We start from the raw sequence: 25,187 nt of genomic DNA, 5'->3' as shown, positions 1-25,187 counted from the left end.
CGGCCGCGAGATTGCGACACTCGGAGCTTGGAGAGATCACTCGCAGGCGAGTAGCGTGCGGGTCCTGTGGGTCGGCAACGGCGCCTACCGCGGGCCGGGCTGCCCTGCGCAAACGGTGTCCAGTGTGGAGGGCGGAGCCATGAGTGCCGGAGCGATATTCGTCTGGGAGATGTTGGGCACCTCGGTGCTCGTGCTACTGGGTACGGCGGTCGTCGCCAACCACGTGTTGAGGAACACGCTGGGCAACGGCGCCGGCTTCCTGTTCATCACGATCGGCTGGGCGTTCGCGGTGTTCACCGGCGCCAGCATCGCGAACCCGACCGGAGCGCACATCAACCCCGCCGTGACCATCGGCGTGGCGGTTTCCGGCCAGATGGACTGGGCGGACGTGCCGATCTACTTCGCGGGCCAGATGGTCGGCGGTGTGCTCGGCGCGGTGCTGTGCTGGCTGACGTACAAACTGCAGTTCGACAACCACCCCGAGCCGGAGAACACCCTCGGCATCTTCTCGACCGGTCCGCAAATCCCCCACAAGGCGTGGAACCTCGTGACCGAGTTCATCGGCACCTTCGTCCTCGTCGCCTGGATCCTGCTGACGCCCGCCGCCGAGCCGGGCCCCAACGGGGTGCCCGTGTTCGGCAACGCCGCGCTCGGCTACGCGGGCGTGTCGTTCGTCGTTCTGGTGATCGGCACCTCGCTCGGCGGGCCGACCGGCTACGCCATCAACCCGGCGCGTGACCTCGGTCCGCGCATCGCCTACGCGTTCCTGCTTCCCATCCGCGGCAAGGGAGACGCCAACTGGGGGTACTCCTGGGTTCCCGTGGTCGGACCGCTGGCCGGCGGCAGCGCGGCCGCGCTGCTGTACCTGGCCGTGAACAATCTGAGCTGAACTGGAGCACGCATGACTTCCTATGTCGCCGCCATCGACCAGGGCACGACCTCCACCAGGACGATGATCTTCGACCACTCCGGGAGCGTCGTCGCCGTCGACCAGCGCGAGCACAGGCAGATCTTCCCGCAGGCCGGCTGGGTGGAGCACGACGCGGAGGAGATCTGGGCCAACACCAGGGCCACCGCGGCCGGGGCGCTGGCCAACGCCGACATCACCGCCGCCGACATCGCCGCGGTGGGCATCACCAACCAGCGGGAGACCACACTGGTGTGGGACCGCAAGACCGGCAAGCCGGTGTACAACGCGATCGTCTGGCAGGACACGCGCACCGACCGGATCGTCAACGACCTGGGCGCCCTCGGCGGTGGGCAGGAGCGCTACCGCGAGAAGACCGGGCTGCCGCTGGCCACCTACTTCTCCGGGCCCAAGATCAAGTGGATCCTGGACAATGTGGACGGCGCCCGCCAGCGCGCCGAGGCTGGTGAGCTGCTGTTCGGCAACATGGACACCTGGGTGCTGTGGAACATGACGGGCGGGCCGGACGGCGGGCTGCACGTCACCGACCCGACCAACGCCTCCCGCACCATGCTCATGGACCTCGACACCCTGTCGTGGGACGAGAGCATCGCCGCCGACATGGGCATCCCGCTGTCGATGCTGCCCGAGATCCGCTCGTCGTCCGAGGAGTACGGCAAGGGCCGCGCGAAGGGCGCGCTCGGCGGCGTGCCGATCGCCGGGATCCTGGGCGACCAGCAGGCGGCGACGTTCGGGCAGGCGTGCCTGTCGGTGGGCGAGGCGAAGAACACCTACGGCACCGGTAACTTCGTGCTGCTGAACACGGGCACCGAGAAGGTGCTGTCGCAGAACGGGCTGCTCACCACCGTGTGCTACAAGCTCGGTTCGAAGCAGACGGTGTACGCGCTGGAGGGCGCCATCGCGGTCACCGGCTCGCTGGTGCAGTGGCTCCGGGACAACCTGAACATGATCAGCACGGCCGCCGAGATCGAGGAACACGCGCGGACCGTGGAGGACAACGGCGGCGCGTACTTCGTGCCCGCCTTCTCGGGGCTGTTCGCGCCGTACTGGCGTTCCGACGCGCGCGGCGCCATCGTCGGCCTGACCCGCTACGTCAACAAAGGACACCTCGCCCGCGCGGTGCTGGAGGCGACGGCCTTCCAGACCCGCGAGGTGATCGACGCGATGAACGCCGACTCGGGCGTGCCGCTGAAGTCGCTCAAAGCGGACGGCGGCATGGTGGTCAACGACCTGCTCATGCAGTTCCAGGCCGACATCCTCGGCGTGTCGGTGATCCGTCCGGTGGTCAACGAGACCACCGCGCTCGGCGCCGCCTACGCCGCGGGTCTCGCCGTGGGCTTCTGGCAGGGCGAGGAGGACATCCGCTCCAACTGGGCCAAGGACAAGCAGTGGGACCCGCAGATGGACCCCGACCGCAGGGCCCGCGAGTACCACAACTGGAAGAAGGCCGTCACCAAGACCTTCGACTGGGTCGAAACCGACTGACCACGCCCCCGGGGCCCCTCACCACGCCCCCAGACCGTGAGCAAGGGACCTTTACTCTCGTTTCGCGGTAGTAAAGGTCCCTTGCTCCCGTCTGTGTCAGGCCGTGTCGGGGACGGCGATCAGGACGAGGTGGGCGCCCTGGTTGTCGGTGACGGTCGCGAGGCGGCCGAAGGGCGAGTCCTGCGCGGGGCGCACCAGCGAACCGCCCAGCTCCTGCGCACGGGCCACGGCGGCGTCGGTGTCGGCAACCTGGAAGTACGCCGACCAGTGCGCGGGCACGTCGGCCGGAGCCTCGGCGTTCAGCTCGCCGAGCCCACCGACGACGTTGCCGCCGACCTTCAGCGTCAGGTAGGTGAAGCCGCCGCCGGACATGTCGTCGAACTCGTAGCCGAACACCTCGCCGTAGAAGGTCTTCGCCCGCTCGACGTCACGGGTGATGCACTCGTTCCACGTCAGCGCGCTCACCGTGTTGGCCAGCTCGACGCCGTGATGCTCCCCGGCCTGCCAGAGGCCGAACACCGCACCCGTCGGGTCGGTGGCGATGGCCATGCGGCCCATCGCGCCGACGTCCATCGCGGGCATCATGATCTGCCCGCCGCTCTCCGTGATCGCCGCCGCGGCCTTGTCGACGTCCGAGGTGGCGAGGTAGGTCGTCCACGCGGCGGGCATGCCCTGCTGGTCCGGCGGGATCCCGCCGATGCCCGCCACCTGTCTGCCGTCGACCGAGCAGAGCAGGTAGTTGCCGTAGGCGTCGCCCTGGTCGGCGAAGTCCCAGGCCAGCAACGCGCCGTAGAAGTCCATGGCCATCCTGGGATCGGGCACCATGAGGTCGACCCAGCAGGGCGTGCCGTCGGGCCAGGGCGTGTCACGAATGGTCATCGAGTGCTCCTTCATGTCGAGACGACTGCGGGTGACCATCATCACCCGAGGCACCGACAGAAGCAGCCGCGCGCGAAGGCCGGGTTTTCAGCGGCTTCAGTCCAGATCGTCGTGGCGCATGAGCTGCCTGCCCGCCTCGGTGATCGATCCGGACAGCGACGGGTACACCGAGAACGTCAGCGCCAGGTGCTCCACGGTGAGCTGGTTCTGCACGGCCAGCGCGATCGGCAGGATCAGCTCACTCGCCGTCGGCGCCACCACCACGCCGCCCACGACAACGCCGGTGGCCGGGCGGCAGAACAGCTTCACGAAGCCCTGCCGCAGGCCCTCCATCTTGGCGCGGGCGTTGGTGGCCAGCGGCAGCATGATCGTGCGGGCCGGCACCTCGCCGGAGTCGATGGCCTGCTGGCTGATGCCGACGGTGGCGATCTCCGGGTGGGTGAACACGTTGGCCGCGACCGTGCGCAGGCGGATCGGCGCGACGCCCTCGCCGAGGGCGTGCCACATCGCGATCCGGCCCTGCATGCTGGCGACCGAGGCGAGCATGAGCACGCCGGTGCAGTCGCCCGCGGCGTACACGCCGGGTGCGCTGGTGCGCGACACCCGGTCGACCGTGATGAAACCGCCGGGGCCCGGTTCGATGCCGACGCGTTCCAGTCCGATGTCGTTGGTGTTGGGCACGGAGCCGACCGTCATCAGGGCGTGGCTGGCCTCGATCTGCCTGCCGTCGGTGAGGTGGATCAGCACGCCCTTGCCGGTGCGCTCGACGCGGTCGGCGCGCGCGTGCTTGACCACGGTGGTGCCGCGCTGGGAGAACACCTCCTCCAGCACGGCGGCGGCGTCGGCGTCCTCGTGCGGCAGCACGCGGTCGCGGCTGGAGACCACGGTGACCTTGACGCCCATCTCGGTGTAGGCGGAGGCGAACTCGGCGCCCGTGACGCCGGAGCCGATGACGGCCAGGTGCTCCGGCAGTTCCGGCAGGTCGTACAGGTGCCGCCAGTCGAGGATGCGGTCGCCGTCGGGCACCGCGCCGGGCAGCACCCGCGGGGTGGCGCCGGTGGCGATGAGCACGACGTCGGCGTCGAGGACCTCCACCTGCTCGCCGTGGTCGGCGGTGACGGCGATCTGGTGCGTGGCCAGGCCCGGCTCGGCGTCACAGAAGCGGCCGGTGCCGGTGACGACGCGCACACCTTCGCGCTGGACCCTGGCGCGGATGTCGGCCGACTGGGCGAGCGCGAGCCCGCGCACGCGGCCGTGCACGGTCGGCAGGTCGACGCGTGTGTCGGCGAGGTCGGTCGCGATGCCGAGCTCGCCGAAGCCGTGCAGGCTGGCGCGGGCGCCCGAGGAGGCGATGAACGTCTTGGACGGCACGCAGTCGTAGAGCACGCAGGCCCCACCGAGACCGTCCCGCTCGACCACGGTGACGTCGGCCCCGTGCTGGGCCGCGACCAATGCCGCCTCGTAGCCGGCTGGTCCGCCGCCCATGATCACGATCTTGGTCACGTTCGCTCGTCCTCCTCGTCGTGGCTTCCCGCGCCCACTCTAGGCGGGGACACGCGGAGTGCGTCCTTTCGGGTGAGCGGGTGGCCGTTAGGCTGTGCCCGTGCCCTTGTATGCCGCGTACGGGTCCAACATGGAACCCTCCCAGATGATGGAGCGGGCCCCGCACTCGCCGATGGCGGGTACCGGGTGGCTCGAAGGCTGGCGGCTGACGTTCGGCGGCGAGGACCTGAGCTGGGAGGGCGCCCTCGCCACGATCGTCGAGGACCGCTCGTCGCGGGTGTTCGTGGTGCTCTACGACGTCACCCCCTACGACGAGGAACGGCTCGACCAGTGGGAGGGCGGCGAGCTCGGACTGCACAACAAGATCCGCCTGCGGGTCCAGACCATGGAGGGGTCCGTCCTGGCGTGGCTGTACGTGCTCGACGCCTACGAGGGCGGCCTTCCCTCCGCACGCTATCTGGGGGTGCTCGCCGATGCGGCCGAGGCCGCGGGCGCTCCCGCCGACTACGTCGACGCCCTGCGCACCCGCCCCTGCAAAGGCATCGGCCCCTAACCCGCGAGTCCTGCGCTCAGGCCCGCGAGTCCTGCGCTCAGGCCCGCGAGTCCTGCGCTCAGGCCCGCGAGTTCTGCGTTCGTGAGTGCCGAGCTGACTAAGCGGCGAGCCCGCGTCGCCGGAAGGCCGCTTGGACCTCGCTGATCACCCGCCACGGGTTGGCCAGATCGCTCGCCGTCGCCCTGATCACCATCCAGCCGCGCCGACGCAGATCGGCGTCCCGTGCCGCATCGGCCTCCTGTTTCGCCTCATGTGCCTCGTAGCCGTCGTACTCGACGGCGACGCGGACACCGGACCACGCGAAGTCGAGCCGGTAGAGCTCTCTCCCGGACAGGTCCGTGATCGGGTACTGCTGCTCGGGCAGCGGTAGCCCGCCGTCGACGAGCGCCAGCAACATCCAGCTCTCCGCGGGTGACTCCGCCAGCCCGGTGGCCAGCGCCAGCACCGATCGCGCCTGCCGACGCCCACGGGGGTCGGGCCTGGTCCGGATACGTTCCTCGACCCATGCCCCGAACTCCGCGCGCTCCTCCTCGGACACCAGCCGAAGGGCTTGATCGGCGCAGGCCAACCCGGTTCGGCGGGTATCCCGGCTCAACGCCTCCGCGAGGGCGACGTCCAGTGCCAGCGTTCGGAGCCCGGCGATGTCCAGCACATCCTGGTCGTCGTAGCGGCCGTGGTGCAGGACAAGCCCCGGCCGCCGGCGCGCCTTGCACTCGTACGGCACGACCATGTGCACGGCACCGGTGCCCGCGGCAGTGCAGCCGTGCAGTGCAAGCGCGCTCGGGCCGGTCAGAACCGCGTGCGGGCCGACGTGGAGCAGGCCTGCGGCCGCTCGTGTCGGGAAGTCGGCCGCCCGGCGCGCGTCCACGACGACCGACCGGGAGAAGGACACCAATCGACCCTCACGCACCAACGTGCGCAGGACGGACGCGCCGACGTACTCGGCCAGCTCGGCACGCAGATGGGCTCCGTGCAGACCCTCGGGCATGATCGCCATGCGTCCACGGTCCACGATTCGAGAACCGCTCGCCGAAACCATCCACAAATTGTGGATAACTTCGGGTCCTGTGGATAACCACCCATGGGCTGGGCACGGCCTGCTCTTCGCCGACTGCAGAACTCGCGGGCCTGAGCGCAGGACTCGCGGGCCTGAGCGCAGGACTCGCGGGTCAGGCCAGGGCGGCGAGGGCCGCGTGGACCATCACCCGGACGCCCGTCAGCAGGGCCCGCTCGTCCAGTTCGAAGGTCGGCTGGTGCAGGTCACGCATAGCTCCCTCGCCGGACCACACGCCGAGCCGCGCGAACGCACCCGGCACGTGCTCCAGGTACCAGCCGAAGTCCTCGCCACCTGACGACTGCTCCGTGCCGGTCAGCGCCTCGTCGCCGAGCGCCGCCTCGACGCCCGCGCGCATGAGCACCGTGCTCTCCTTCTCGCTCACCACGGGCGGCACGCCACGCCGGTAGTCGAGGTCGTACCCGACGCCGGTGGGCGCGAGCAGCGACTGCACCGACGACGCGACGAGCGGCTCCAGCTGGGTCCACGTCTCGTGGTCGGCGGTGCGCAGGGTGCCCCGCAGCACGCCGTCCTGCGGCACCGCGTTCGGCGCCTCACCCGCGTGCACCGCACCCCACACGAGCACCGTGCCCGAACGCGGGTCGACCCGCCGCGACAGCAGCGCGGGCAGGGAGGTGATCACCGTGCCGAGCGCGTGCACCAGGTCGGCCGTCAAATGCGGCCGCGAGGTGTGCCCGCCCGGCGAGGTCAGCCGCAGCTCCACGAGGTCGGCGGCCGAGGTCAGCGGGCCGATCCGCGTGCCGACCTTGCCGACGGGCAGCCGTGGGTCGGCGTGCAGGCCGAAGATCCGGTCCACGCCGTCGAGCGCACCCGCGGCGATCGCGTCCAGCGCACCGCCGGGCATGACCTCCTCGGCGGGCTGGAAGATCAGCCGCACCCGCCCTGGCAACTGGGGAGCCGCGGCCATCGCCAGCCCGGTGGCGAGCAGCACCGTCGTGTGCAGGTCGTGGCCGCAGGCGTGCGCGACGCCGTCGACCGTCGAGGCGTACGGCAGGCCGGTCGCCTCGGTCAGCGGCAGGGCGTCCATGTCAGCCCGCAGCGCCACGCACGTGGAGCCGCTGCCGATGTCGCAGACCACGCCGGTGCCGCCGGGCAGCACCCACGGCCGCAGGCCGGCGGAGCGGAGCAGCTTCGCCACGAGCTCGGTGGTGCCGTACTCGCGGCGTGCCAGCTCCGGGTGGGCGTGGATGTGCCGCCGCCAGGCCACCACGTCCGTGGCGTGCGCGCTGAGCCATTCGTCGAGCCAGAACGGGCCGCGACCCGCACCGAGGTCGGGCACGGATGCCATGGTCACACCGGTCTCACTGAGTACGGCGTCGTCGGAGCCGGTCACTGGGGAGCCGTTGGGCTCCCCGGGAACCTCGGGTCGCGAGTCGAGAACCGTCACGCCACACCTCCGCGCGAGCCCGGCAGAGACTGCACATCCAGCCCTGTCTCTTGCCGGGAAATCGTTGCCGTATGCACTGCCCCTCAAGTTTGCACCAAACAGGTGATGAGGAGACCCAGATGTCCTATTGACGAGACAGACGGTAGCCGGTTTGCGGCGAGCGGCTACAGAGAGTTCGGCTTCACTGTTCGACGAACAGCGGCCGCGGGCGGGTTCAGCGGTCGGCTACTTCTTGGCCTTGCGCTTCTTGTTCCGCACGTGCCGTCCCCACACGACGATGCCGAGCAGCACCGCGGCGGCGCCACCGACGATCAGCTTGTTCTTGGTGTTGCGCTCGTCGGCCTCGGTCTGCGGGTCGAGCGTCGGCCCCTCTTCCTGGGCGTGGTGGAGCTGCTGCGCGGCCGCGGCGGGCGGCTCGGCGGCCGCGTGGGCGGCCGGTACGCCGACGCCGATGGCCAGCAGGCCGACGAGAACGGCCAACACACCTACCTGGACGGCAAACACACGCACGTGGCCAGTGTGCCCTGTCACCGGCTCCCCGTCAGCCACCACCCGGCGCGTCGCCGCCGAACGCCCGCAGAATGCGCTCAGCGGCGAGCGTGGCGGTGAGCCTGCCCTCACGCACGTCGTTTTCCACCTCCGGCACGATGGCCCGCACGTCCGGATGCGCGGCGAGCCGGTCCAGCAGCTGCTCGCGCACCATCGACCACGTCCAGTCCACCTGCTGCCTGCTCCGCTTCGCGGCCAGCTCACCGGCGGCCTCCAGCGTCTCGCGGTGCCTGCCGATCTGCTGCCACACCGTGTCGAGGCCCGCACCGGTCAGCGCACTGCAGGTCAGCACCGGCGGCGTCCACGCCGCGTCGGGGCCGTAGATCATCCGCAGCGCCCCGGACAGCTCCCGCGCGGCCTTGCGCGCCTCCCGCTCGTGCTCGCCGTCGGCCTTGTTGACGGCGATGACGTCGGCCAGCTCCAGCACGCCCTTCTTGATGCCCTGGAGCTGGTCGCCGGTGCGTGCCAGGGTCAGGAACAGGAAGCAGTCGACCATGTTGGCCACCGCCACCTCGGACTGGCCCACCCCGACCGTCTCCACCAGCACCACGTCGTAGCCCGCGGCCTCCATCAGCACGATCGTCTCGCGCGTGGCCCTGGCCACGCCGCCGAGCGTGCCGGAGGTCGGCGAGGGCCGGATGAACGCGGCGGGGTCGACGGCGAGCTTCGCCATGCGGGTCTTGTCACCGAGGATGCTGCCACCGGTGCGCGTGGACGACGGGTCGACCGCGAGCACGGCGACCCGGTGCCCGGATCCGGTCAGCTCGGTCCCGAGCCGGTCGATGAATGTCGACTTGCCGACACCCGGCACGCCGGTGATGCCGACCCGCGCGGAGCCGCCCGCGTGCGGCAGCAGCTCCACGAGCAGTTCCTGGGCGCGCGTCCTGTGCTCGGGCCTGCTGGACTCCACGAGCGTGATCGCGCGGGAGAGCACCCCGCGGTCGCCTGCGAGCACACCCTTGGCGTAGGCGGCGGCGTCGAGACGGTCGATCGGGCGCGGCATGCCTACGACTGTGCCGCGTCGAGCTGGTCGAGCAGGTCGATGGCGGCGTCGGCGATCACAGTGCCCGGCCCGAAGATCGCCGCGGCTCCCGCCTCGCGCAGCTCGGCGTAGTCCCGCGGCGGGATGACCCCGCCGCACACGATCATGATGTCGTCGCGGCCGAGCTCGGCCAGCTCGGCGCGCAGTGCGGGCACCAGCGACAGGTGTCCCGCGGCCAGCGACGACACGCCCACGACGTGCACGTCCGCCTCGACCGCCTGCCGTGCCACCTCGGCCGGGGTGGAGAACAGCGGGCCCACGTCGACGTCGAAGCCGAGGTCGGCGAACGCCGTGGCGATCACCTTCTGCCCCCGGTCGTGGCCGTCCTGGCCCATCTTGGCGACGAGGATGCGCGGCCTGCGGCCCTCGGCCTCGGCGAACCGCTCGACGCGCTCCCTGGCCGCCTGCACGTTCTCGGACCTGCCTGCCTCGTCGCGGTACACCCCGGAGATCGTACGAATCTGCCCGGCGTGGCGCCCCCACACCTTCTCCAGGGCCTCGGAGATCTCGCCGACGGTCGCCTTGGCGCGCGCGGCGTCGATCGCCAGCGCCAGCAGGTTCTCCCCCGAGGACTCCGCCGCCGCGGCGGTGAGCCTGCCCAGGGTGTCCTCCACGGCGCGCGGGTCGCGCTCCTCGCGCAGCCTGCGCAGCTTCTCCAGCTGCTGCGCCCGCACGCCGGCGTTGTCGACCTTGAGCACGTCGATCTGCTCCTCGGCCTCCACCCGGTACTTGTTGACGCCGATCACCGGCTGCCTGCCCGAGTCGATGCGTGCCTGGGTGCGCGCCGCGGCCTCCTCGATCCGCAGCTTCGGGATGCCCGCGTCGATGGCCCTGGCCATGCCGCCCGCCGACTCGACCTCGCTGATGTGCGCCCACGCCCTGCGCGCCAGGTCGTAGGTGAGCCGCTCGACGAACGCGCTGCCGCCCCACGGGTCGATGACCCGCGTCGTGCCGGACTCCTGCTGCAGCAGCAGCTGGGTGTTGCGGGCGATGCGGGCGGAGAAGTCGGTGGGCAGCGCGAGCGCCTCGTCGAGCGCGTTGGTGTGCAGCGACTGCGTGTGCCCCTGGGTGGCGGCCATGGCCTCCACGCACGTGCGCACGACGTTGTTGAACACGTCCTGCGCGGTCAGCGACCAGCCGGACGTCTGGCTGTGCGTGCGCAGCGACAGCGACTTGGTGTTGGCGGGCGAGAACTGCTTGACCAGCTTGGCCCACAGCAGCCGGGCCGCGCGCAGCTTGGCGACCTCCATGAAGAAGTTCATGCCGATCGCCCAGAAGAACGACAGCCGCGGCGCGAACGCGTCGACCTCAAGCCCCGCGTCGAGCCCGGCGCGGATGTACTCGACGCCGTCGGCCAGCGTGTACGCCAGCTCCAGGTCGGCGGTGGCCCCCGCCTCCTGCATGTGGTAGCCGGAGATGGAGATCGAGTTGAACCGCGGCATGCGCTCCGACGTGTAGGCGAAGATGTCGGAGATGATCCGCATCGACGGACCCGGCGGGTAGATGTAGGTGTTGCGGACCATGAACTCCTTGAGGATGTCGTTCTGGATGGTCCCCGTGAGCTCCTCGGGCTTGACGCCCTGCTCCTCGGCGGCGACGACGTAGAGCGCCATCACCGGCAGCACCGCGCCGTTCATGGTCATCGACACGCTCATCTTGTCCAGCGGGATGCCGTCGAAGAGCTGGCGCATGTCGTAGATGGAGTCGATGGCCACGCCCGCCATGCCGACGTCGCCGGAGACCCGCGGGTGGTCGGAGTCGTAGCCGCGGTGGGTGGCGAGGTCGAACGCCACCGAGAGGCCCTTCTGCCCGGCGGCGAGGTTGCGCCGGTAGAAGGCGTTGGACTCCTCGGCGGTGGAGAACCCGGCGTACTGCCGGATCGTCCACGGCTGGTTGACGTACATCGTGGGATATGGCCCGCGCAGGAACGGCGCGATGCCAGGGTAGGTGTCCAGGAAGTCCACACCGGACAGGTCGTCGGCGGTGTAGAGCGGCTTGACGCCGATGCTCTCCGGTGTCTCCCAGACGAGCGCGTCGGCACCCTTGCCGGTGCTGGCCTGCAGCGCGTCGGCCCACTGCTGCCTTCCGCCCGGCTCGGGCGTGCCCAGTTCGACGCCGGTGAAGTCGGGGATGCTCATGGTCGGACTCCCAGCTCGTCCAGGGTGGCGGTCAGCACCGCGAGGGCGTCGCATCCGATGTGGACGACGGCGTCCACGCCGGGGTACTCGCCCGGTTTGCCCGCGAGCAGCACCCGGGTGGCGCCCGCCTCGCGCAGCCGCGCGGCCACGTCCGCGGCCTGCTCGGCGTAGGCGGCGTCGCTGCCGCACAGGCAGGCCACGGTGGCACCGCTGGCGGCGAAGGCCGCGACGACGTCGTCGGTGGCCCCGGGGTTGACCGGCTCGATGCCGCCGGCCTGCAGCAGGTTGGCGGCGAACGTGGCGCGGCCGGTGTGCGCGGCCAGCGGTCCGAGCGTCGCGAGGAACACCGTCGGGCGCGCGCCGTGCCGGGCGAGGTGGGCGTCGGAGCGGTCGCGCAGCTGCTCGTACGCCTGTGCGTAGCGCACGCGCGGCAGCCCGCCGCCGTCCACAGGGGACGGCGCGGGTGGCCGCTCGACGGGTTTCTCGTCCAGATCGGGGAACTCGCTGACGCCGGTGATGGGGTCCTCGCGGGTGGCGATGCGCCGCGAGCGGGCCTGCCAGGTGGCGGCCAGCCTGCCCGCCAGCTCCCCGGAACGCAGCTGCGCCTCGATGCCGCCTGCCCGCTCGATGCCGGTGAACTCCGCCCAGGCGGCGTGCGCGAGCCGATCGGTCAGGTTCTCCACGTACCAGGACCCGCCCGCCGGGTCGATGACGCCGGAGAGCCTGGACTCCTCCAGCAGGATCGCCTGCGTGTTGCGGGCGATGCGGCGGGAGAAGGCGTCGGGAAGGCCGAGTGCAACGTCGAACGGCAGCACGGTCACCGCGTCGGCGCCGCCGACTCCGGCCGCGAAGCAGGCCAGCGTGCCACGCAGCAGGTTCACCCACGGGTCGCGGCGGGTGTACATCGCGGGCGAGCTGACGGCGTGCTGGCACAGCGGGACTCCGGGTGCGCCGGACACCTCCAGCACCCGCGCCCACAGCCTGCGCGCGGCGCGCAGCTTGGCGATGGTCAGGAACTGGTCGGCGCTGGCCGCGAGGCGGAACTCGAGCTGCCGGGCGGCTGTCTCGACGCTCAGCCCGGCCTCGGTGAGCGCGCGCAGGTAGGCGACACCGGTGGCGATCGCGGCACCGAGTTCCTGGCTGTCCGAACCGCCGGCCTCGTGGAACGGCAGCGCGTCGACCACGAGGGTGCGCAGCCGCGGGTACCGCTCGGCGACCCGGGCCGCGAGCGCGGCGGCGACGTCCGTGCCGTGCGCGCGGCCGGTGCGCGCGAGCAGGCCCACCGGGTCGGCGCCCAGGTTTCCGCTCGCCTCGCCCGCGGGCACGTCGCGCTCGGCGAGCAGGCCGAGAAACGCCTCGGCGGCCGCCTCGTAGTCCTCGCCGGGTTCGAGCACCACCGGGGCCAGGTCGACGTGGACGCCGCCGAGCGCGTCGGCGAGTGCAGGCACGGGCAGGGCGCCCTCGCCGGTGCGCAGCCACACCGAGGTGGCGCCGCCCTCCAGGTCGGCGAGGACGGCGGCGTTGGTCGCGGCCGGGTCGGGGCCGGTGTGCAGCACCCGGACGTCCCAGCCGGTGCCGACGTGGCCCTCGGGCCGCGCGCCGCGCACGAACGGCGGCAGGCCGGGGAATCCGGCGGGCGGCGCGGGATCGTCCGCGGCGTACAGCGGCTGGATCGCGATGCCGTCGTAGGTGGTGCTGACCAGGTCGTCGACCGTGCCGCCGCTCTTGTCGAGCACCCGGTTCACCAGTCGTTCCCAGTCGGCGCGGGCGGGCCGGTCGAACTCGGCCGCGAGCGACAGCTCGGCGGGTGCGTCACCGCGTGCCCCAGCCACTTCGGTCATAAGCATCGATGGTAGGGGCAGCGCAAGAGGGACAGGTGTGAGGCTGATCGCCACCGACCCACCGGTAACAAGGTCAGGGGGCATCCGCGGGAGAGAGGAGTTCGACACAATAGGCGCGTGCCCGCTCCCACCGATGAGTCGCGTCTCGTGGCCGGACGGTACCGGCTGCGGTCCGTGCTGGGCTCCGGCGCGATGGGCACGGTCTGGTCGGCCTACGACGAGTTCCTGCACCGCCAGGTCGCGGTGAAGGAGGTGCGCCTTCCGCCCGGCGTGTCGGCGGCCAAGGCCGACGAGCTGCGCGAGCGGACGCTGCGGGAGGCGCGGGCGATCGCGGTGCTGTCGCACCCGAGCGTGATCGTGCTGCACGACGTGGTCCGCGAGAACGGCGACCCGTACGTGGTGATGGAGCTGCTGCCCGCGCGCAGCCTCGCGGCGCTGCTGCGGGGAGGCAGGCGGCTGACGGTGCCGCAGGCGGTCATGGTGGCCCACGCCGTCGCCTCGGCGCTGGAGGCCGCCCACGCGGCCGGCATCACCCACCGCGACGTCAAGCCGGGCAACGTCCTGGTGGCGGGCGACGGCCGGATCAAGCTCACCGACTTCGGCATCGCGCGCAACGTCTCCGAGGTGACGATGACGCACACGGGGATGATGCTGGGCTCGCCCGCGTTCATCGCGCCGGAGGTGGCCTCCGGCGGAGCGGTCACCTACGCGGCCGACCTGTGGGGCCTGGGCGCGACGCTGTTCGCGGCGACCGAGGGCCGCCCGCCCTACGACGCCGACGGCGATCCGCTCGAGACGGTGACCCGGGTGGTGCACGGCGAGGTGCCCGCGCCGTCTCCGGGCCCGCTCGCCCCGGTGGTGCGGGGGCTGATGGCCAAGGAGCCCTCGGCGCGGATGTCGCTGTCCGAGGTGCGGCGCCGGGTGTATCCGCTGCTGCCGAAGCAGGGGCAGCCGGTGTTCGGGCCGGAGCTGTTCCGGGAGCGGGACGGCGTCGCCGCGGGACCCGAGGCGAGCGTCACGCGGGTGATCCCGCAGCTGCCCGCCGTGCCAAGGCAGCCGCCCGAGCAGAGCGACGTTCCGGCCGAGCAGGGCGCGCTGGCCGCCGAGCCCGGGCCACTGCCGTTCGCGCTCGACGCACAGGCCCCCGCTGCGGCCGCCCCCACGGGCGGCCGGAACGTGCCGCGGACGGTGGCGCTGGTGGTGGCCACGGTGCTGCTGTTCCTGCTGGCGGCCGCCGGCGGGTTCGCGTTGACCCGGGCGCTGGCAGGCCAGTCGCTGGGCCCGCCGGACGAGCCGGAACCCGCCGCGACCGCGGCGCCCGCGCAACGGCAGCACCTGGTGGCCAGGGAGGGCGACGCGACCAACCTGCGGGGCGCCAAGGGCGGGTTGTTCTCGGTGCGGGTGCCCGAGAGCTGGACCCGGTTCATCACCCAGCAGCCCGAGGGCAGGCTGCCCACCAGCACGCTCGTGCAGTTCGTGTCGGCCGATGGCACCCAGGTGCTCGGGGTGGAGCGGTTCGCCAACTACGCCCCCGTGCTCACCGTCGACGACTACGTCGACGTGCTGAGCGGTAACTGGCCCACCGGTGACTTCACCCTGGTGCAGTCGGATCCGCTGCGGGACGGCAGGAAAGGCAGGCTGGTGAGCTACCGCACGGCCGAGCGTGGCGAGGGCGAGCGGGCGATCACCAGGGCCACGGTGGCCGAGGTGTTCCTCAGCGGCAGCAGCCTGTGGGTCGTCGGTGTCACCGTGCCGATCGAGCAGGAGCAACTCGGCCGCAGCAGGCTGTTCGACCGCATCGTGCCGACGTTTCAGATGACCGACTGAGCCCTCGCCGCCCTGGTGTTCGGCGCAGGCCACTGGCGTTCCACGCATGGATAGTATAGCTTTCCATTATGGGGAGTAGAGGTATCCATGAATGGAGGGCACCGATGTCCGCACCGCTGCGCCAGGCCGCCACCTGGCACCGGCCGATGCTTGTGCTCGCGGGGTTCATGGGCGTCATGGCCGTCGTGTCACTCGGCGGGCTCGTCGTCGACGACCGGGTGCTGCTGGGGGCTCCCATCTGGCTCAAGCCGTTCAAGTTCGCCGTCTCGATCGCGATCTACTGCGTGACCTGGGCGTGGCTGACGGCGCTGCTGCCGAGGCGGCGCCTCGCCGACCACGTGTCCACCGTGATCGTGCTGCTGCTCACCATCGAGTACGTCATCATCGTCGTGCAGGTGGTGCGCGGCACGACCAGCCATTTCAACTACTCGACACCGCTGAACGCCACGCTGTTCTCGATCATGGCGTTCTCCATCGCGGCGCTGTGGACCGCGACCCTGGTGCTCACCGTGCTGCTGCTGCGCACCCCCATCGCCGACCCCGCTGCCCGCTGGGCCATCCGGCTCGGTGCGCTGATCTCCCTCGCCGGTCTCGCGCTCGGAGCGCTGATGACCAGCCCGACCAGCGACCAGCTCGACTCGATGGAGCGCGGCACGTTCGACGGCATCATCGGCGCGCACAGCGTGGGCGTCGCCGACGGCGGGCCCGGCCTGCCGATCACCGGCTGGAGCACCACCGGCGGTGACCTGCGCATCCCGCACTTCGTCGGCATGCACGCCCTGCAGTTCGTGCCGCTGTTCGCGCTGCTGCTGAGCCGCCTCGCCACGCGGGCCGCTGCGCTGCGCCACGACGGCGTGCGGACGAGGCTGGTGCTGGTCGCGGCGGGCGGCTACGCGGGCGTGGTCGGGCTCGTCACCTGGCAGGCGCTTCGCGGCCAGCCGCTGCTCTCGCCCGACGGCTGGACGCTGGCGGCAGCCGGTGCCCTCACGGCGGCGGTGGTGCTCGGAGCGGTCGGCGCCGTGCGCGCGGCGCCCGCGCCGGACCGCGAGCTCGCCGGGAGCACGACGTGACCGGCGCACTGTTCGACCTCACGTTCTGGCTCGCCGCCCCGTTCTGGGCGCTGATGATCCTCGCGCCCGGCTGGTCCTGGACCCGGCGCCTCATCGGCTCGCCGTGGATCATCGCCCCGCCCCTGGCCTGCTACGCCGTGCTCGCCGCCGCCGGGTTCGGCGAGCTGTGGCGGGTGGTCAGCAGGCCGGATCTCGGTGCGCTCCAGGCGTTTCTCGGCAGCCCGGCAGGCGCGGCGGCCATCTGGGCACACCTCATCGCCTTCGACCTGTTCGTCGGCCGGTGGATCTACCGCGACGCCCGCGAGCGGGGTGTCCACCACGCGCTGCTGGCTCCGATCCTGGTGCTCACGATCCTGCTGTCGCCGTTCGGGCTGCTGGCCTACCTGCTCGTGCGCGCCGCCAGTGCCACACCCCGTAGGCTGGGCGCCCGTGAACGACACGATCGACACGCAGCCCCGTGAGCTCGCCGCCGTGGCCGCGTCGGTGCTCGCCGAACGGACCGGCGCCGCGCGGCACGACATCGCCGTGGTGCTCGGATCGGGCTGGCGCCCTGCCGCCGACGTCATCGGCGAGCCGGAGACCGAGGTGCCGCTGGGCGAGCTGCCCGGGTTCGAGACGCCCAGCGCGGTGGGCCACGGCAGCACGGCCCGGTCGGTGGTGGTCGGCGACAAGCGCGTGCTGGTGCTGCTGGGCCGCACGCACCTGTACGAGGGCAAGGGCGTGGCGCGGGTCGTGCACGCCGTGCGCACGGCCGCCGAGGCCGGGGTGTCGTCGGTGCTGCTCACCAACGCCGCGGGCGGCCTGCGCGACGGTTTCGAGGTCGGCCAGCCGGTGCTGGTGTCGGACCACCTCAACATGACCGCGACCTCGCCGATCACGGGTGCGAACTTCGTCGACCTCGTCGACCTGTACTCGGCGCGGCTGCGTGCGGTGGCCAGGCAGATCGACCCGACCCTGGAGGAGGGCGTCTACGCGGGGCTGCCCGGCCCGCACTTCGAGACGCCCGCCGAGATCCGGATGCTGCGCACCCTCGGCGCCGACCTCGTGGGCATGTCGACCGTGCTGGAGGCGATCGCGGCCAGGGCCGCCGGGGTGGAGGTGTTCGGGCTGTCGCTCGTGACCAACCTCGCCGCGGGGATCACCGGCGAGCCGCTGAGCCACGAGGAGGTCATCGCGGCGGGCAAGGCCGCGGCCGAGCGGATGGGCGGGCTGTTGCGCGAACTCGTGCAGCGAGCGTGACGCTCGTCACTTTCCGGTGGATGCCTGGCTCGTGGTGATGGGCACGTCCGCGATTTCCCGACTCGTCATGGATTTTCCCTTTCAACAATCCGAGATTCGTCGCCGCGCGGTAGCGTGACACCGAGTTTCCTTGCGGCACAGCCAATTTGGCGTATTGCCATGCAGTCAACAATAGCCCGATAGTGTGCTTCGACGACGTTTTCCGCTGACTGTCAGCGAACTTGTCACGAGCCTGACAAAACGCCCGTGACAAATGCGCACGGAAATGCGTGTCCCTACTCCGTCCGGCGGGACAGCAGCCGCCGGACGCGCAACGCGGCGGTGAGCGCGAACCGCGTGTCCGGGTCGTGGAGACGCTCGCCGTAGAGGTCCTCCAGCTGATGCAGCCGGTACCGCACCGTCTGCGGGTGCACGCCGAGTTGCGCGGCGATCTCGGGAGCGCCGCCCCGCGTCTCCAGCCACGCGGACAGCGTCTCGGCGAGCCGCTCGCGCTGTTTCACCGCGACGGCGGAGAGCGGTTCGGTCGCCTGCCGGGCGAGCCGGGCGGCCAGGGCGGCGTCGCTGAGCAGCCACAGGGCGACGAGGTGCTCGGCACCGTCGGTCAGTGGCCTGCCCGGCAGGACGCCGTCGCGGACGAGCGCGGCGACGCCGCGGGCCCACCGCAGCGAGTGCCGCGCGTCGGCGACGTCGACGGCGGGTCCGGTCACCGCGCGCCACCCGGCCAGCGCACGCCCCAGCTCCTCCGTCCGGCCCCGGCCGGCGGGCACGACCAGGCACGGCTGGTCGCTCTCCAGGTCGACGAGCACGTCGGCGTCGAGCTCCGGCGTGGGCGAAGGGTGCTGGCCGCCCGGCGGATCGAGCACCACGACGACGACCTGCTCGGGCAGCGGCCACCTCGCCGCGTCGGCCAGCGCGCCGAGTTCGCCGTGCGCGGGCGCCGGGTCACCGAGCATGCGGTCGAGCAAGCGCTTGCGCCGCCGCTCCAGCGCACCCGCGGCGCGCGCCTGCGCGGCGGTGTAGCCCTCGTGGGACAGCGAGGACAGCTCGTCGATGTAGGCGAACAGCGCGCCCGCCAGCTCACACATGGCACTCACCGGCAGCCCGCTGCGCTGGCCGAACTCGCTGAGCGCCTGCCAGCCGACGCGGGCGCCGATGCGGTAGGCCGCGTGCAGCACGTCGATACCGCGACCCTCGATGACCTCGTACCTGCCGAGGAGCCGGAACAGCTCGGCCGTGCCGGTGCCGGTGCTGCCCGGATCGACGAGCCGGTCGACGAACTCCAGCACCCCCTGCTCGACGCCGCCGACGATGGCCTCGCCGAAGGTGCCCTCGAGCGGGCGCGCATAGGCGGGGATCGTGCTCTGGATCCGCTGCAGGATGAGCTGTGCAACTTCGCCCGCCCTCGCCCGCATGGCCGGGGCCAGCTCGATCAGCTGCGCCCTGGTGGACTCGTCGATCGAGACGTCATGCTGCATTCGGGTTAACCCTATGAAGTATTCAGCCGCGCGAAGCGCGTCCGTTTGGGCGGCGGCGGGCCGGGCGGGGGTGACGGTAGCGGGATCGCCGGTGGTTGACAACATTGGCCGGTGACCGAACCGACCGGCAGGCTCACCGCGGCGCTGCGCGACACGACGTTCCGCTGGATCGCCGACGACGCCGACCCGCGGTCCCGCGCGGAACTGCAGGACGTGCTCGCCCGCGCCATGGGAGGTGACGCCACCGCCGTGGCCGACCTCGAGGACCGGATGGCGGGCCCACTGACCTTCGGTACGGCGGGGCTGCGCGGGCCGGTGCGGGCCGGGCCGAACGGCATGAACACCGCCGTGGTGGTCCGGACCACTGCCGCGGTGGCGTCGTGGCTGGCGAGCCAGGATGCCGCGGGCGGCATCGTCGTGATCGGCCGCGACGCGCGGCGCGGCTCGGAGACCTTCGCCGCCGCGGCAGCCGAGGTGCTGGCCGCCGCCGGGTTCGCCGTGCGGACGCTGCCCGCGCCGCTGCCGACCCCCGTGCTCGCGTTCGCGGTGCGGCAGCTCGGTGCGGTGGCGGGCATCCAGATCACGGCCTCGCACAACCCGCCCGCCGACAACGGCTACAAGCTCTACGACGGCACCGGCGCGCAGATCGTGCCTCCCGCCGACCGGCAGATCGAGGCGGCGATCGCCTCGGCGCCCGCGGCGGTGTCGGTGCCACGCGACACCGCCGGAGTGGCCGTGCTGGGCGACGACGTGCTGGAGGCCTATCTGGCGCGGGTGCATGCCCTGCCCCGGGGCGGCGAGCGCACGCTGCGGGTGGCGGCGACGGCGCTGCACGGCGTCGGGGCCGAGGTGCTGCGCAGGGCACTGCAGGGAGCCGGGTTCACCGACGTGCACCTGGTCGCCGAGCAGTCGCAGCCTGATGCCACCTTCCCGACCGTCTCGTTTCCGAACCCGGAGGTGCCGGGCGCCACCGACCTGCTATACGCGCTGGCCGCCGAGGTGGACGCCGACCTCGTCGTCGCCCTCGACCCGGACGCCGACCGGTGCCAGGTGGGCACGCGCAGCCGGGACGGCTCCTGGCGCCCGCTGACCGGCGACCAGGCAGGCGTTGTGCTCGGCGATCACGTACTGTCCACAGCGGACGTTCCGGATCCGCTGGTGGCCACCACGGTGGTGTCGTCGTCGATGCTGCGGCGGGTCGCCGCCGCCCGCGGCGCGCGCTACGCCGAGACGCTCACCGGCTTCAAGTGGCTGGCGCGTGCCGGCGACGGCCTGGTGTTCGCCTACGAGGAGGCGCTGGGCCTGTGCGTGGACCCCGGCTCCGTCCGGGACAAGGACGGCATCGCGGCGGCGGTGCTGGCGTGCGACCTGGCGGCCACCCTCAAGGCGCGGGGCCGCACCCTGTTCGACGCCTACGACGACCTCACGGTGCGGCACGGGCTGCACCGGACGGGCCAGGTGACGATCCGGATGGCCGATCCGCGCGAGCGGGCCGCGCTGATGGCCAGGGTGCGGGCGGAGCCGCCCGCGTCGCTCGGCGGGGTGGAGCTGACGGCCGAGGACCTGTTGCCGGATGCCGACGTGCTGCTGCTGCGCGGCGAGGGCGTGCGGGTGGCGCTGCGCCCGTCCGGCACGGAGCCGACCCTCAAGGCCTACCTGGAGGTGACGGCACCCGCCCCGCCCCGCGAACGCCTCGCCGAGGCCGACGCCGCCGCCGGTGACCGCCTGCAAGCCCTCGCCACCGACGTCGACCGCCTGCTCACCCCCTGACCCGCCCACCCAGGATGGGAGCAAGGGACATTTACTCTCGTTTCGTGGGAGTAAACCTCCCTTGCTCCCGGCTCGGCGGGGGCTCTGGTTGCGCCGGGCAGGCACGGCGGGCACCCTGACGGACTGTGTCCACGCTGCTCATCGTGCATCACACGCCGTCGCCGCACCTGCAGGCGATGTTCGAGGCCGTCGTCGCCGGCGCCACCGACAGGGAGATCACCGGCGTCGACGTGGTGCGCAGGCCTGCGCTGGCCACCACCGCCTCCGACGTTCTCGACGCCGACGGGTACCTGCTCGGCACCCCGGCGAACCTCGGCTACATGTCGGGCGCGCTCAAGCACTTCTTCGACACCGTCTACTACCCGTGTCTGGACACGACCCGGAACCGGCCGTTCGGCTACTACCTGCACGGCAACCAGGGCACCGAGGGCGCGCAGCGGGCCATCGACGCCATCACCACGGGCCTCGGCTGGACGCAGGCCGCCGAACCCGTCGTCGTCCAGGGCGAGCCTGCCAAGGACGACCTCGCGGCCTGCTGGGAACTCGGCGCCACGATCGCGGCCGGACTGATGCCGTAGAGCCACCACGCTGCCGGGCCGGTGGCTCTACGATGCGCGCATGGTCATTCGCCGAATCCTGGTGGGGGCGCTCGCGCTCGCGGCCACGCTCGCCGCGGGCTGCACGTCCGACGAGACGCCGCAGGGCTCGCTGCCCGACGGCTCCGCCCTGCTGAAGGAGGCCGCCACCGCCACGGCGGAGATCGGCAGCACCCACTTCACCCTGCGCGTCGACGGCACGATCCCCGGCCTGGCCGTGCAGAGCCTCGACGGCGACCTCACCAAGGACGGCGAGGCGAAGGGGTCCGGAACGCTCACGCAGGCGGGCCAGCTGGTGGAGGTCGAGTTCGTGCTCACCGGCGACACCCTCTACCTCAAGGGACCGACCGGTGGCTACCAGCGGATCCCGGCGGCGCTGAGCTCGTCGCTGTACGACCCGGCAGCGGTGCTCGATCCCGAGCGCGGCGTCGCGAAACTGCTGTCCAGCACCCGGAATCCCACCACCGAGGCCGCCGAGGACGTCGGCGGCACCCGGACGTACAAAGTGACCGGCGCCGTGGGCAAGGACGTGCTGGCGAGCCTGCTGCCCGGCGTGCCGTCGGGAGCGGACATGACCTACTGGCTGCGCGCCGACGGCAGGCACCTGCCGGTGAAGGCCACAGCCGCGTTCGCCGACGGCGCCACCGCCGAGGTGATGCTGTCCGATGTGGACAAGCCCGTCACCGTGACCCCGCCCGCGTGACCGGCCTCGCGGTCACCCGGACCGGCCGCTCGCTCGCGATCGGCGCGGGCGGGCTGGCCGTCCTGCTCGGCGCACTCGACACCTATGTCGTCGTCGGGCTGCTGCGCCAGATCATCGAGGACCTGCAGATCCCGGTGAACCGGCTGGAACGCATCACGCCGGTGGTCACCGGCTACCTGCTCGGCTACGTGGCCGCGATGCCGCTGCTCGGCCAGGCCTCCGACCGGTTCGGCCGGAAGGCGCTGCTTCAGGCGTGTCTGGCCGGGTTCGTCGCGGGCTCGGTGCTGACCGCCACGGCGGGCACGGTGCCGCTGCTGGTGGCGGGCCGGGTGCTGCTCGGCATCGCGGGTGGCGCGCTGTTGCCGGTGACGATGGCCCTGGCCGCCGACCTGTGGTCGCAGCGGCGGCGGGCCACCGTGCTGGGCGGGCTCGGCGGAGCGCAGGAGCTCGGCAGCGTGCTGGGCCCGCTGTACGGCATCGCGCTGGCCGCGCTCGCCGGCTGGCGCAGCGTGTTCTGGGTCAACGTGCCGCTGGCGCTGCTGGCGATGGCCGCCGTGGCCGTCTCCGTGCCGGGCGGCAGGCCCGCCGAGCGCGCCAGGGTGGATCTCGCGGGTGGTGGCCTGCTCGCCGTGGCGCTGGGGCTGCTCGTCGCGGGGCTGTACAACCCGGACCCGCGCGCTCAGGTCCTGCCGTCCTGGGGACTTCCGCTGCTCGTCGGTGCCGGCGTCGCGCTGGTGGCGTTCGTGGTGTGGGAATCGCGGGCCAGGACGCGCCTGCTTGACCCGGCACACGTGCGGATGCGGCCGTTCCTCGCCGCGCTCGGCACCAGCCTCGCCGCGGGTGCCGGGTTGATGGTGACCCTCGTCGACGTCGACCTGTTCGCACAGACGCTGCTCGGCCGCGACGACCGGGGCGGGGTGCTGTTGCTGCTGCGCTTCCTCGTCGCGCTGCCGGTGGGTGCCGTGCTCGGTGGGTTCCTCGCGTCCCGCGTGGGCGAGCGCTGGGTGGCGGTGGCCGGGATGCTCGTGGCCGCGGCCGGGTTCGTCCTGATGTCGGCCTGGCCCGCCGACGTGCTGGCACGGCCGCACGAGCTGGGCCCGCTGACGCTGCCACGGTTGGACACCGACCTGGCGGTGGTGGGCCTCGGCCTGGGGCTGGTGATCGCACCGCTGTCGGCGGCCGCGCTCCGGGTGGTCCCTCCTGCCCAGCACGGCGTCGCCTCCGCCGGGGTGGTCGTGGCACGGATGACGGGGATGCTCGTGGGCATCGCGGCGCTGTCGGCGTGGGGGCTGCACCGGTTCCACAGCATGACGGCCGCGCTCGACGTGCCGATCCGGGTGCTGTTCCCGTCGGAGGCGGAGTACGAGGCGGCCCTCGACGCCTACGTCGGCGCCGTGCGGGAGGCACTGCTCACGCAGTACACGGAGATCTTCGCGATCACGGCGGGCGTGTGCGCCGCCGGCGCCGCCCTCGCCCTGCTCATCGGCCCGCGACCCGCTCGATAGACTCGACGGGTACTCCCTGTCCGTACTCCTGACCTGAGGAAACCCTGGTGAAGATCGACAACAGCCCCGCAAGGGGAACCCGTGACCTGCTTCCGGCTGCGGTGGCGGTGCGCGACCATGTGCTGTCGACGATCACCGAGGTGTACGGCCGCTACGGCTACCAGCGCATCGAGACGCCCGCGCTGGAGCGCATCGAGCGGCTGTCCGGCGGGCAGGGCGGCGAGAACGAGAAGATGATCTTCCAGGTGCTGCGCCGCGGTCTCCCGGACCGCGTGGAGGCCGGTACCGAGCTCGCCGAGCTGGTGGACCTGGGCCTGCGCTACGACCTGACGGTTCCCCTCGCCCGCTTCTACGGCCAGCACCGGGCGGAGTTGCCGACGCCGTTCCGCTCGTTCCAGTTCGGGCCGGTGTGGCGTGCCGAGCGGCCACAGAAGGGCCGCTACCGGCAGTTCTACCAATGCGACATCGACATGATCGGTGAGCCGAGCATGCTGGCCGAGGCCGAGCTGATCGAGGCCACCACGCACGCGCTGAACCGGGTGGGCCTCACCGACACCACGGTCCGGATCTCCGATCGGCGGTTCCTGGCCACGCTGGCCACGGAAGCCGGGGTGCCTGCCGAGGCGCAGGACGGCTTCTTCATCACCCTCGACAAGCTGGACAAGATCGGCTGGGACGGGGTCGCCGAGGAGCTGGGCCGCCGTGGGTTCGAGTCCGGCGTGGTCTCGGCCGCGAGGGAACGGATCGAGGCGCTCGGCCAGGTGCCGGGCGACAAGGTCACCGACGTGCTGGGCGAGGCGCTGCCGAGTCTGGCCGAGGACGTCGTCGCCGACATCGGGACCACGGGGTCGTGCCTGAACGAGATCGGCGCCGTACACGGGATCCGGTGGGAGTTCGACCCGACGCTGGTGCGGGGCATGGGCTACTACACCGGCCACATCTTCGAGGTGACGGCGCCGGGTGCGGCCGGTTCGGTGGCCGGCGGCGGGCGCTACGACAACCTGGTTGGCCGTTCGCTCGGCACGGATGTGCCCGCGTGCGGCTTCTCGATCGGCTTCGAGCGGATCGTCGACCTGTTGTCGGAGCCGAGGACGAGCGAGCGGCTCGCGGTGCTGTACGACGGCGACGTCCCGACGCCGACGGTGCTGACCACGGCTCGTGAACTGCGCGATGGTGGCCGGGCCGTGGCGCCGGTCCGCCGGAGTGGCAAGTTCGCGGCACAGCTGAAGCGCCTGGAGGCCGCGGGGTTCACCGCGTTCGTGCACCTGCGCGCGGACCAGGACGGCCTGGAGGAACGCCCCCTGCGCGGCGAGAACTGACGGCAACCGACGAAGGGGTGCGCGGCGGCACGGCTGCGCACCCCTTTTCTTTTATTGCACCGTGGACACGAAAAAAGGCGGGATCCCGATTTCTCGGGATACCGCCCTTCTTCAAGTTGAGTTCGGCGGTGTCCTACTCTCCCACACCCCTGCGGGTGCAGTACCATCGGCGCTGGTGGGCTTAGCTTCCGGGTTCGGAATGGGACCGGGCGTTTCCCTCACCGCTATCACCACCGAAACACTGTGAAACAGCCACGCGGGGTGTTTCGTGGTGGTGTTTCAGGATCGTAGAGTGGGTGCGTA

The 25,187-nt window shown here is 71.9% G+C and carries 21 protein-coding genes and 1 rRNA gene; 12 read left to right on the top strand and 10 right to left on the bottom strand.

Annotation, left to right across the window (positions count from 1 at the left end; genetic code table 11):
- Positions 1-139 precede the first annotated feature (139 nt).
- The gene (locus BAY60_RS09555; RefSeq protein ID WP_112280373.1) at positions 140-889 is read left to right on the top strand and encodes an MIP/aquaporin family protein; all 750 of its coding nucleotides are present in this window, start codon (positions 140-142) and stop codon (positions 887-889) included.
- 12 nt (positions 890-901) lie between these two features.
- Complete coding sequence (gene glpK, locus BAY60_RS09550; RefSeq protein WP_112280372.1) at positions 902-2,413, top strand: glycerol kinase GlpK; 1,512 nt, start codon at positions 902-904, stop codon at positions 2,411-2,413.
- A gap of 96 nt (positions 2,414-2,509) precedes the next feature.
- Here the strand turns inward: glpK and BAY60_RS09545 are convergent, their stop codons facing one another.
- Together BAY60_RS09545 and BAY60_RS09540 are read right to left on the bottom strand one after the other, a co-directional pair.
- Positions 2,510-3,292, bottom strand: a complete 783-nt coding sequence (locus BAY60_RS09545; RefSeq protein WP_112280832.1) for a VOC family protein — start codon at positions 3,290-3,292, stop codon at positions 2,510-2,512.
- 96 nt (positions 3,293-3,388) lie between these two features.
- Positions 3,389-4,795 (bottom strand): NAD(P)H-quinone dehydrogenase, encoded by a 1,407-nt coding sequence (locus BAY60_RS09540; protein WP_112280371.1) that lies wholly within the window; start codon positions 4,793-4,795, stop codon positions 3,389-3,391.
- A gap of 100 nt (positions 4,796-4,895) precedes the next feature.
- On the opposite strand from BAY60_RS09540, the gene BAY60_RS09535 reads away from it, so the two are divergent.
- Complete coding sequence (locus tag BAY60_RS09535) at positions 4,896-5,348, top strand: gamma-glutamylcyclotransferase (protein ID WP_112280831.1); 453 nt, start codon at positions 4,896-4,898, stop codon at positions 5,346-5,348.
- A 97-nt stretch (positions 5,349-5,445) separates the two neighbouring features.
- On the opposite strand, the gene BAY60_RS09530 is transcribed toward BAY60_RS09535, so the two are convergent.
- From BAY60_RS09530 to BAY60_RS09505, 6 genes are all read right to left on the bottom strand, one after another.
- Positions 5,446-6,345: an endonuclease domain-containing protein gene (locus BAY60_RS09530; protein WP_112280370.1), complete on the bottom strand. Its 900-nt coding sequence runs from the start codon at positions 6,343-6,345 to the stop codon at positions 5,446-5,448.
- Positions 6,346-6,517: 172 nt separating this feature from the next.
- Positions 6,518-7,810 carry a M20 family metallopeptidase gene (locus BAY60_RS09525; RefSeq protein ID WP_112280369.1) on the bottom strand — a complete coding sequence of 431 codons (1,293 nt, stop codon included), beginning with the start codon at positions 7,808-7,810 and terminating at the stop codon, positions 6,518-6,520.
- Between the two features lie 225 nt (positions 7,811-8,035).
- Positions 8,036-8,293: a hypothetical protein gene (locus BAY60_RS09520; protein WP_342769764.1), complete on the bottom strand. Its 258-nt coding sequence runs from the start codon at positions 8,291-8,293 to the stop codon at positions 8,036-8,038.
- A gap of 58 nt (positions 8,294-8,351) precedes the next feature.
- On the bottom strand, positions 8,352-9,362 hold the full coding sequence (gene meaB / locus BAY60_RS09515) for a methylmalonyl Co-A mutase-associated GTPase MeaB (RefSeq protein ID WP_112280367.1): 1,011 nt from the start codon (positions 9,360-9,362) through the stop codon (positions 8,352-8,354).
- 2 nt (positions 9,363-9,364) lie between these two features.
- Positions 9,365-11,539, bottom strand: coding sequence for a methylmalonyl-CoA mutase (gene scpA / locus BAY60_RS09510; protein ID WP_112280366.1), 2,175 nt, complete (start codon positions 11,537-11,539; stop codon positions 9,365-9,367).
- Positions 11,536-13,380, bottom strand: a complete 1,845-nt coding sequence (locus tag BAY60_RS09505) for a methylmalonyl-CoA mutase family protein (RefSeq protein ID WP_112280365.1) — start codon at positions 13,378-13,380, stop codon at positions 11,536-11,538. Before BAY60_RS09505 ends, scpA begins: the two co-directional genes overlap by 4 nt.
- Before the next feature lie 117 nt (positions 13,381-13,497).
- On the opposite strand from BAY60_RS09505, the gene BAY60_RS09500 reads away from it, so the two are divergent.
- The 4 genes from BAY60_RS09500 (at position 13,498) to BAY60_RS09485 (ending at position 17,516) form a co-directional block, all read left to right on the top strand.
- Positions 13,498-15,207 (top strand): serine/threonine-protein kinase, encoded by a 1,710-nt coding sequence (locus BAY60_RS09500; protein WP_112280364.1) that lies wholly within the window; start codon positions 13,498-13,500, stop codon positions 15,205-15,207.
- Between the two features lie 104 nt (positions 15,208-15,311).
- Positions 15,312-16,277 carry a hypothetical protein gene (locus tag BAY60_RS09495; protein ID WP_112280363.1) on the top strand — a complete coding sequence of 322 codons (966 nt, stop codon included), beginning with the start codon at positions 15,312-15,314 and terminating at the stop codon, positions 16,275-16,277.
- The gene (locus BAY60_RS09490) at positions 16,274-16,738 is read left to right on the top strand and encodes an ABA4-like family protein (RefSeq protein WP_112280362.1); all 465 of its coding nucleotides are present in this window, start codon (positions 16,274-16,276) and stop codon (positions 16,736-16,738) included. Before BAY60_RS09495 ends, BAY60_RS09490 begins: the two co-directional genes overlap by 4 nt.
- Positions 16,707-17,516: a purine-nucleoside phosphorylase gene (locus tag BAY60_RS09485; protein WP_112280361.1), complete on the top strand. Its 810-nt coding sequence runs from the start codon at positions 16,707-16,709 to the stop codon at positions 17,514-17,516. Before BAY60_RS09490 ends, BAY60_RS09485 begins: the two co-directional genes overlap by 32 nt.
- A 275-nt stretch (positions 17,517-17,791) precedes the next feature.
- On the opposite strand, the gene BAY60_RS09480 is transcribed toward BAY60_RS09485, so the two are convergent.
- A complete protein-coding gene (locus tag BAY60_RS09480) occupies positions 17,792-18,991 on the bottom strand; it encodes a PucR family transcriptional regulator (protein WP_170160338.1) in 1,200 nt (399 codons plus the stop codon).
- Between the two features lie 111 nt (positions 18,992-19,102).
- Here BAY60_RS09480 and BAY60_RS09475 point away from each other — a divergent pair, with 111 nt between their 5' ends.
- The 5 genes from BAY60_RS09475 to hisS all read left to right on the top strand — a co-directional run bounded on the left by BAY60_RS09475 (position 19,103) and on the right by hisS (position 24,884).
- Positions 19,103-20,761: a phospho-sugar mutase gene (locus BAY60_RS09475; protein WP_112280359.1), complete on the top strand. Its 1,659-nt coding sequence runs from the start codon at positions 19,103-19,105 to the stop codon at positions 20,759-20,761.
- Positions 20,762-20,886: 125 nt separating this feature from the next.
- Complete coding sequence (locus tag BAY60_RS09470) at positions 20,887-21,339, top strand: flavodoxin family protein (RefSeq protein WP_112280358.1); 453 nt, start codon at positions 20,887-20,889, stop codon at positions 21,337-21,339.
- A gap of 40 nt (positions 21,340-21,379) precedes the next feature.
- Entirely contained in the window at positions 21,380-22,060 is a 681-nt protein-coding gene (locus BAY60_RS09465) for an LppX_LprAFG lipoprotein (protein WP_112280357.1), read from the top strand.
- A complete protein-coding gene (locus BAY60_RS09460; RefSeq protein ID WP_112280356.1) occupies positions 22,057-23,565 on the top strand; it encodes an MFS transporter in 1,509 nt (502 codons plus the stop codon). The genes BAY60_RS09465 and BAY60_RS09460 overlap by 4 nt, the downstream gene beginning before the upstream one ends.
- A 47-nt stretch (positions 23,566-23,612) precedes the next feature.
- Positions 23,613-24,884, top strand: coding sequence for a histidine--tRNA ligase (hisS, locus tag BAY60_RS09455; RefSeq protein ID WP_112280355.1), 1,272 nt, complete (start codon positions 23,613-23,615; stop codon positions 24,882-24,884).
- 120 nt (positions 24,885-25,004) lie between these two features.
- On the opposite strand, the gene rrf is transcribed toward hisS, so the two are convergent.
- Positions 25,005-25,122: ribosomal RNA gene (gene rrf, locus BAY60_RS09450) — 5S ribosomal RNA — on the bottom strand.
- Positions 25,123-25,187 lie beyond the last annotated feature (65 nt).

The sequence above is a fragment of the Prauserella muralis genome (assembly GCF_003202285.1).
Taxonomy (GTDB): Bacteria; Actinomycetota; Actinomycetes; order Mycobacteriales; family Pseudonocardiaceae; genus Prauserella_B; species Prauserella_B muralis.
Note: the sequence above shows the minus strand (reverse complement) of the source record. Positions and strands in the feature narration are given on the sequence as shown.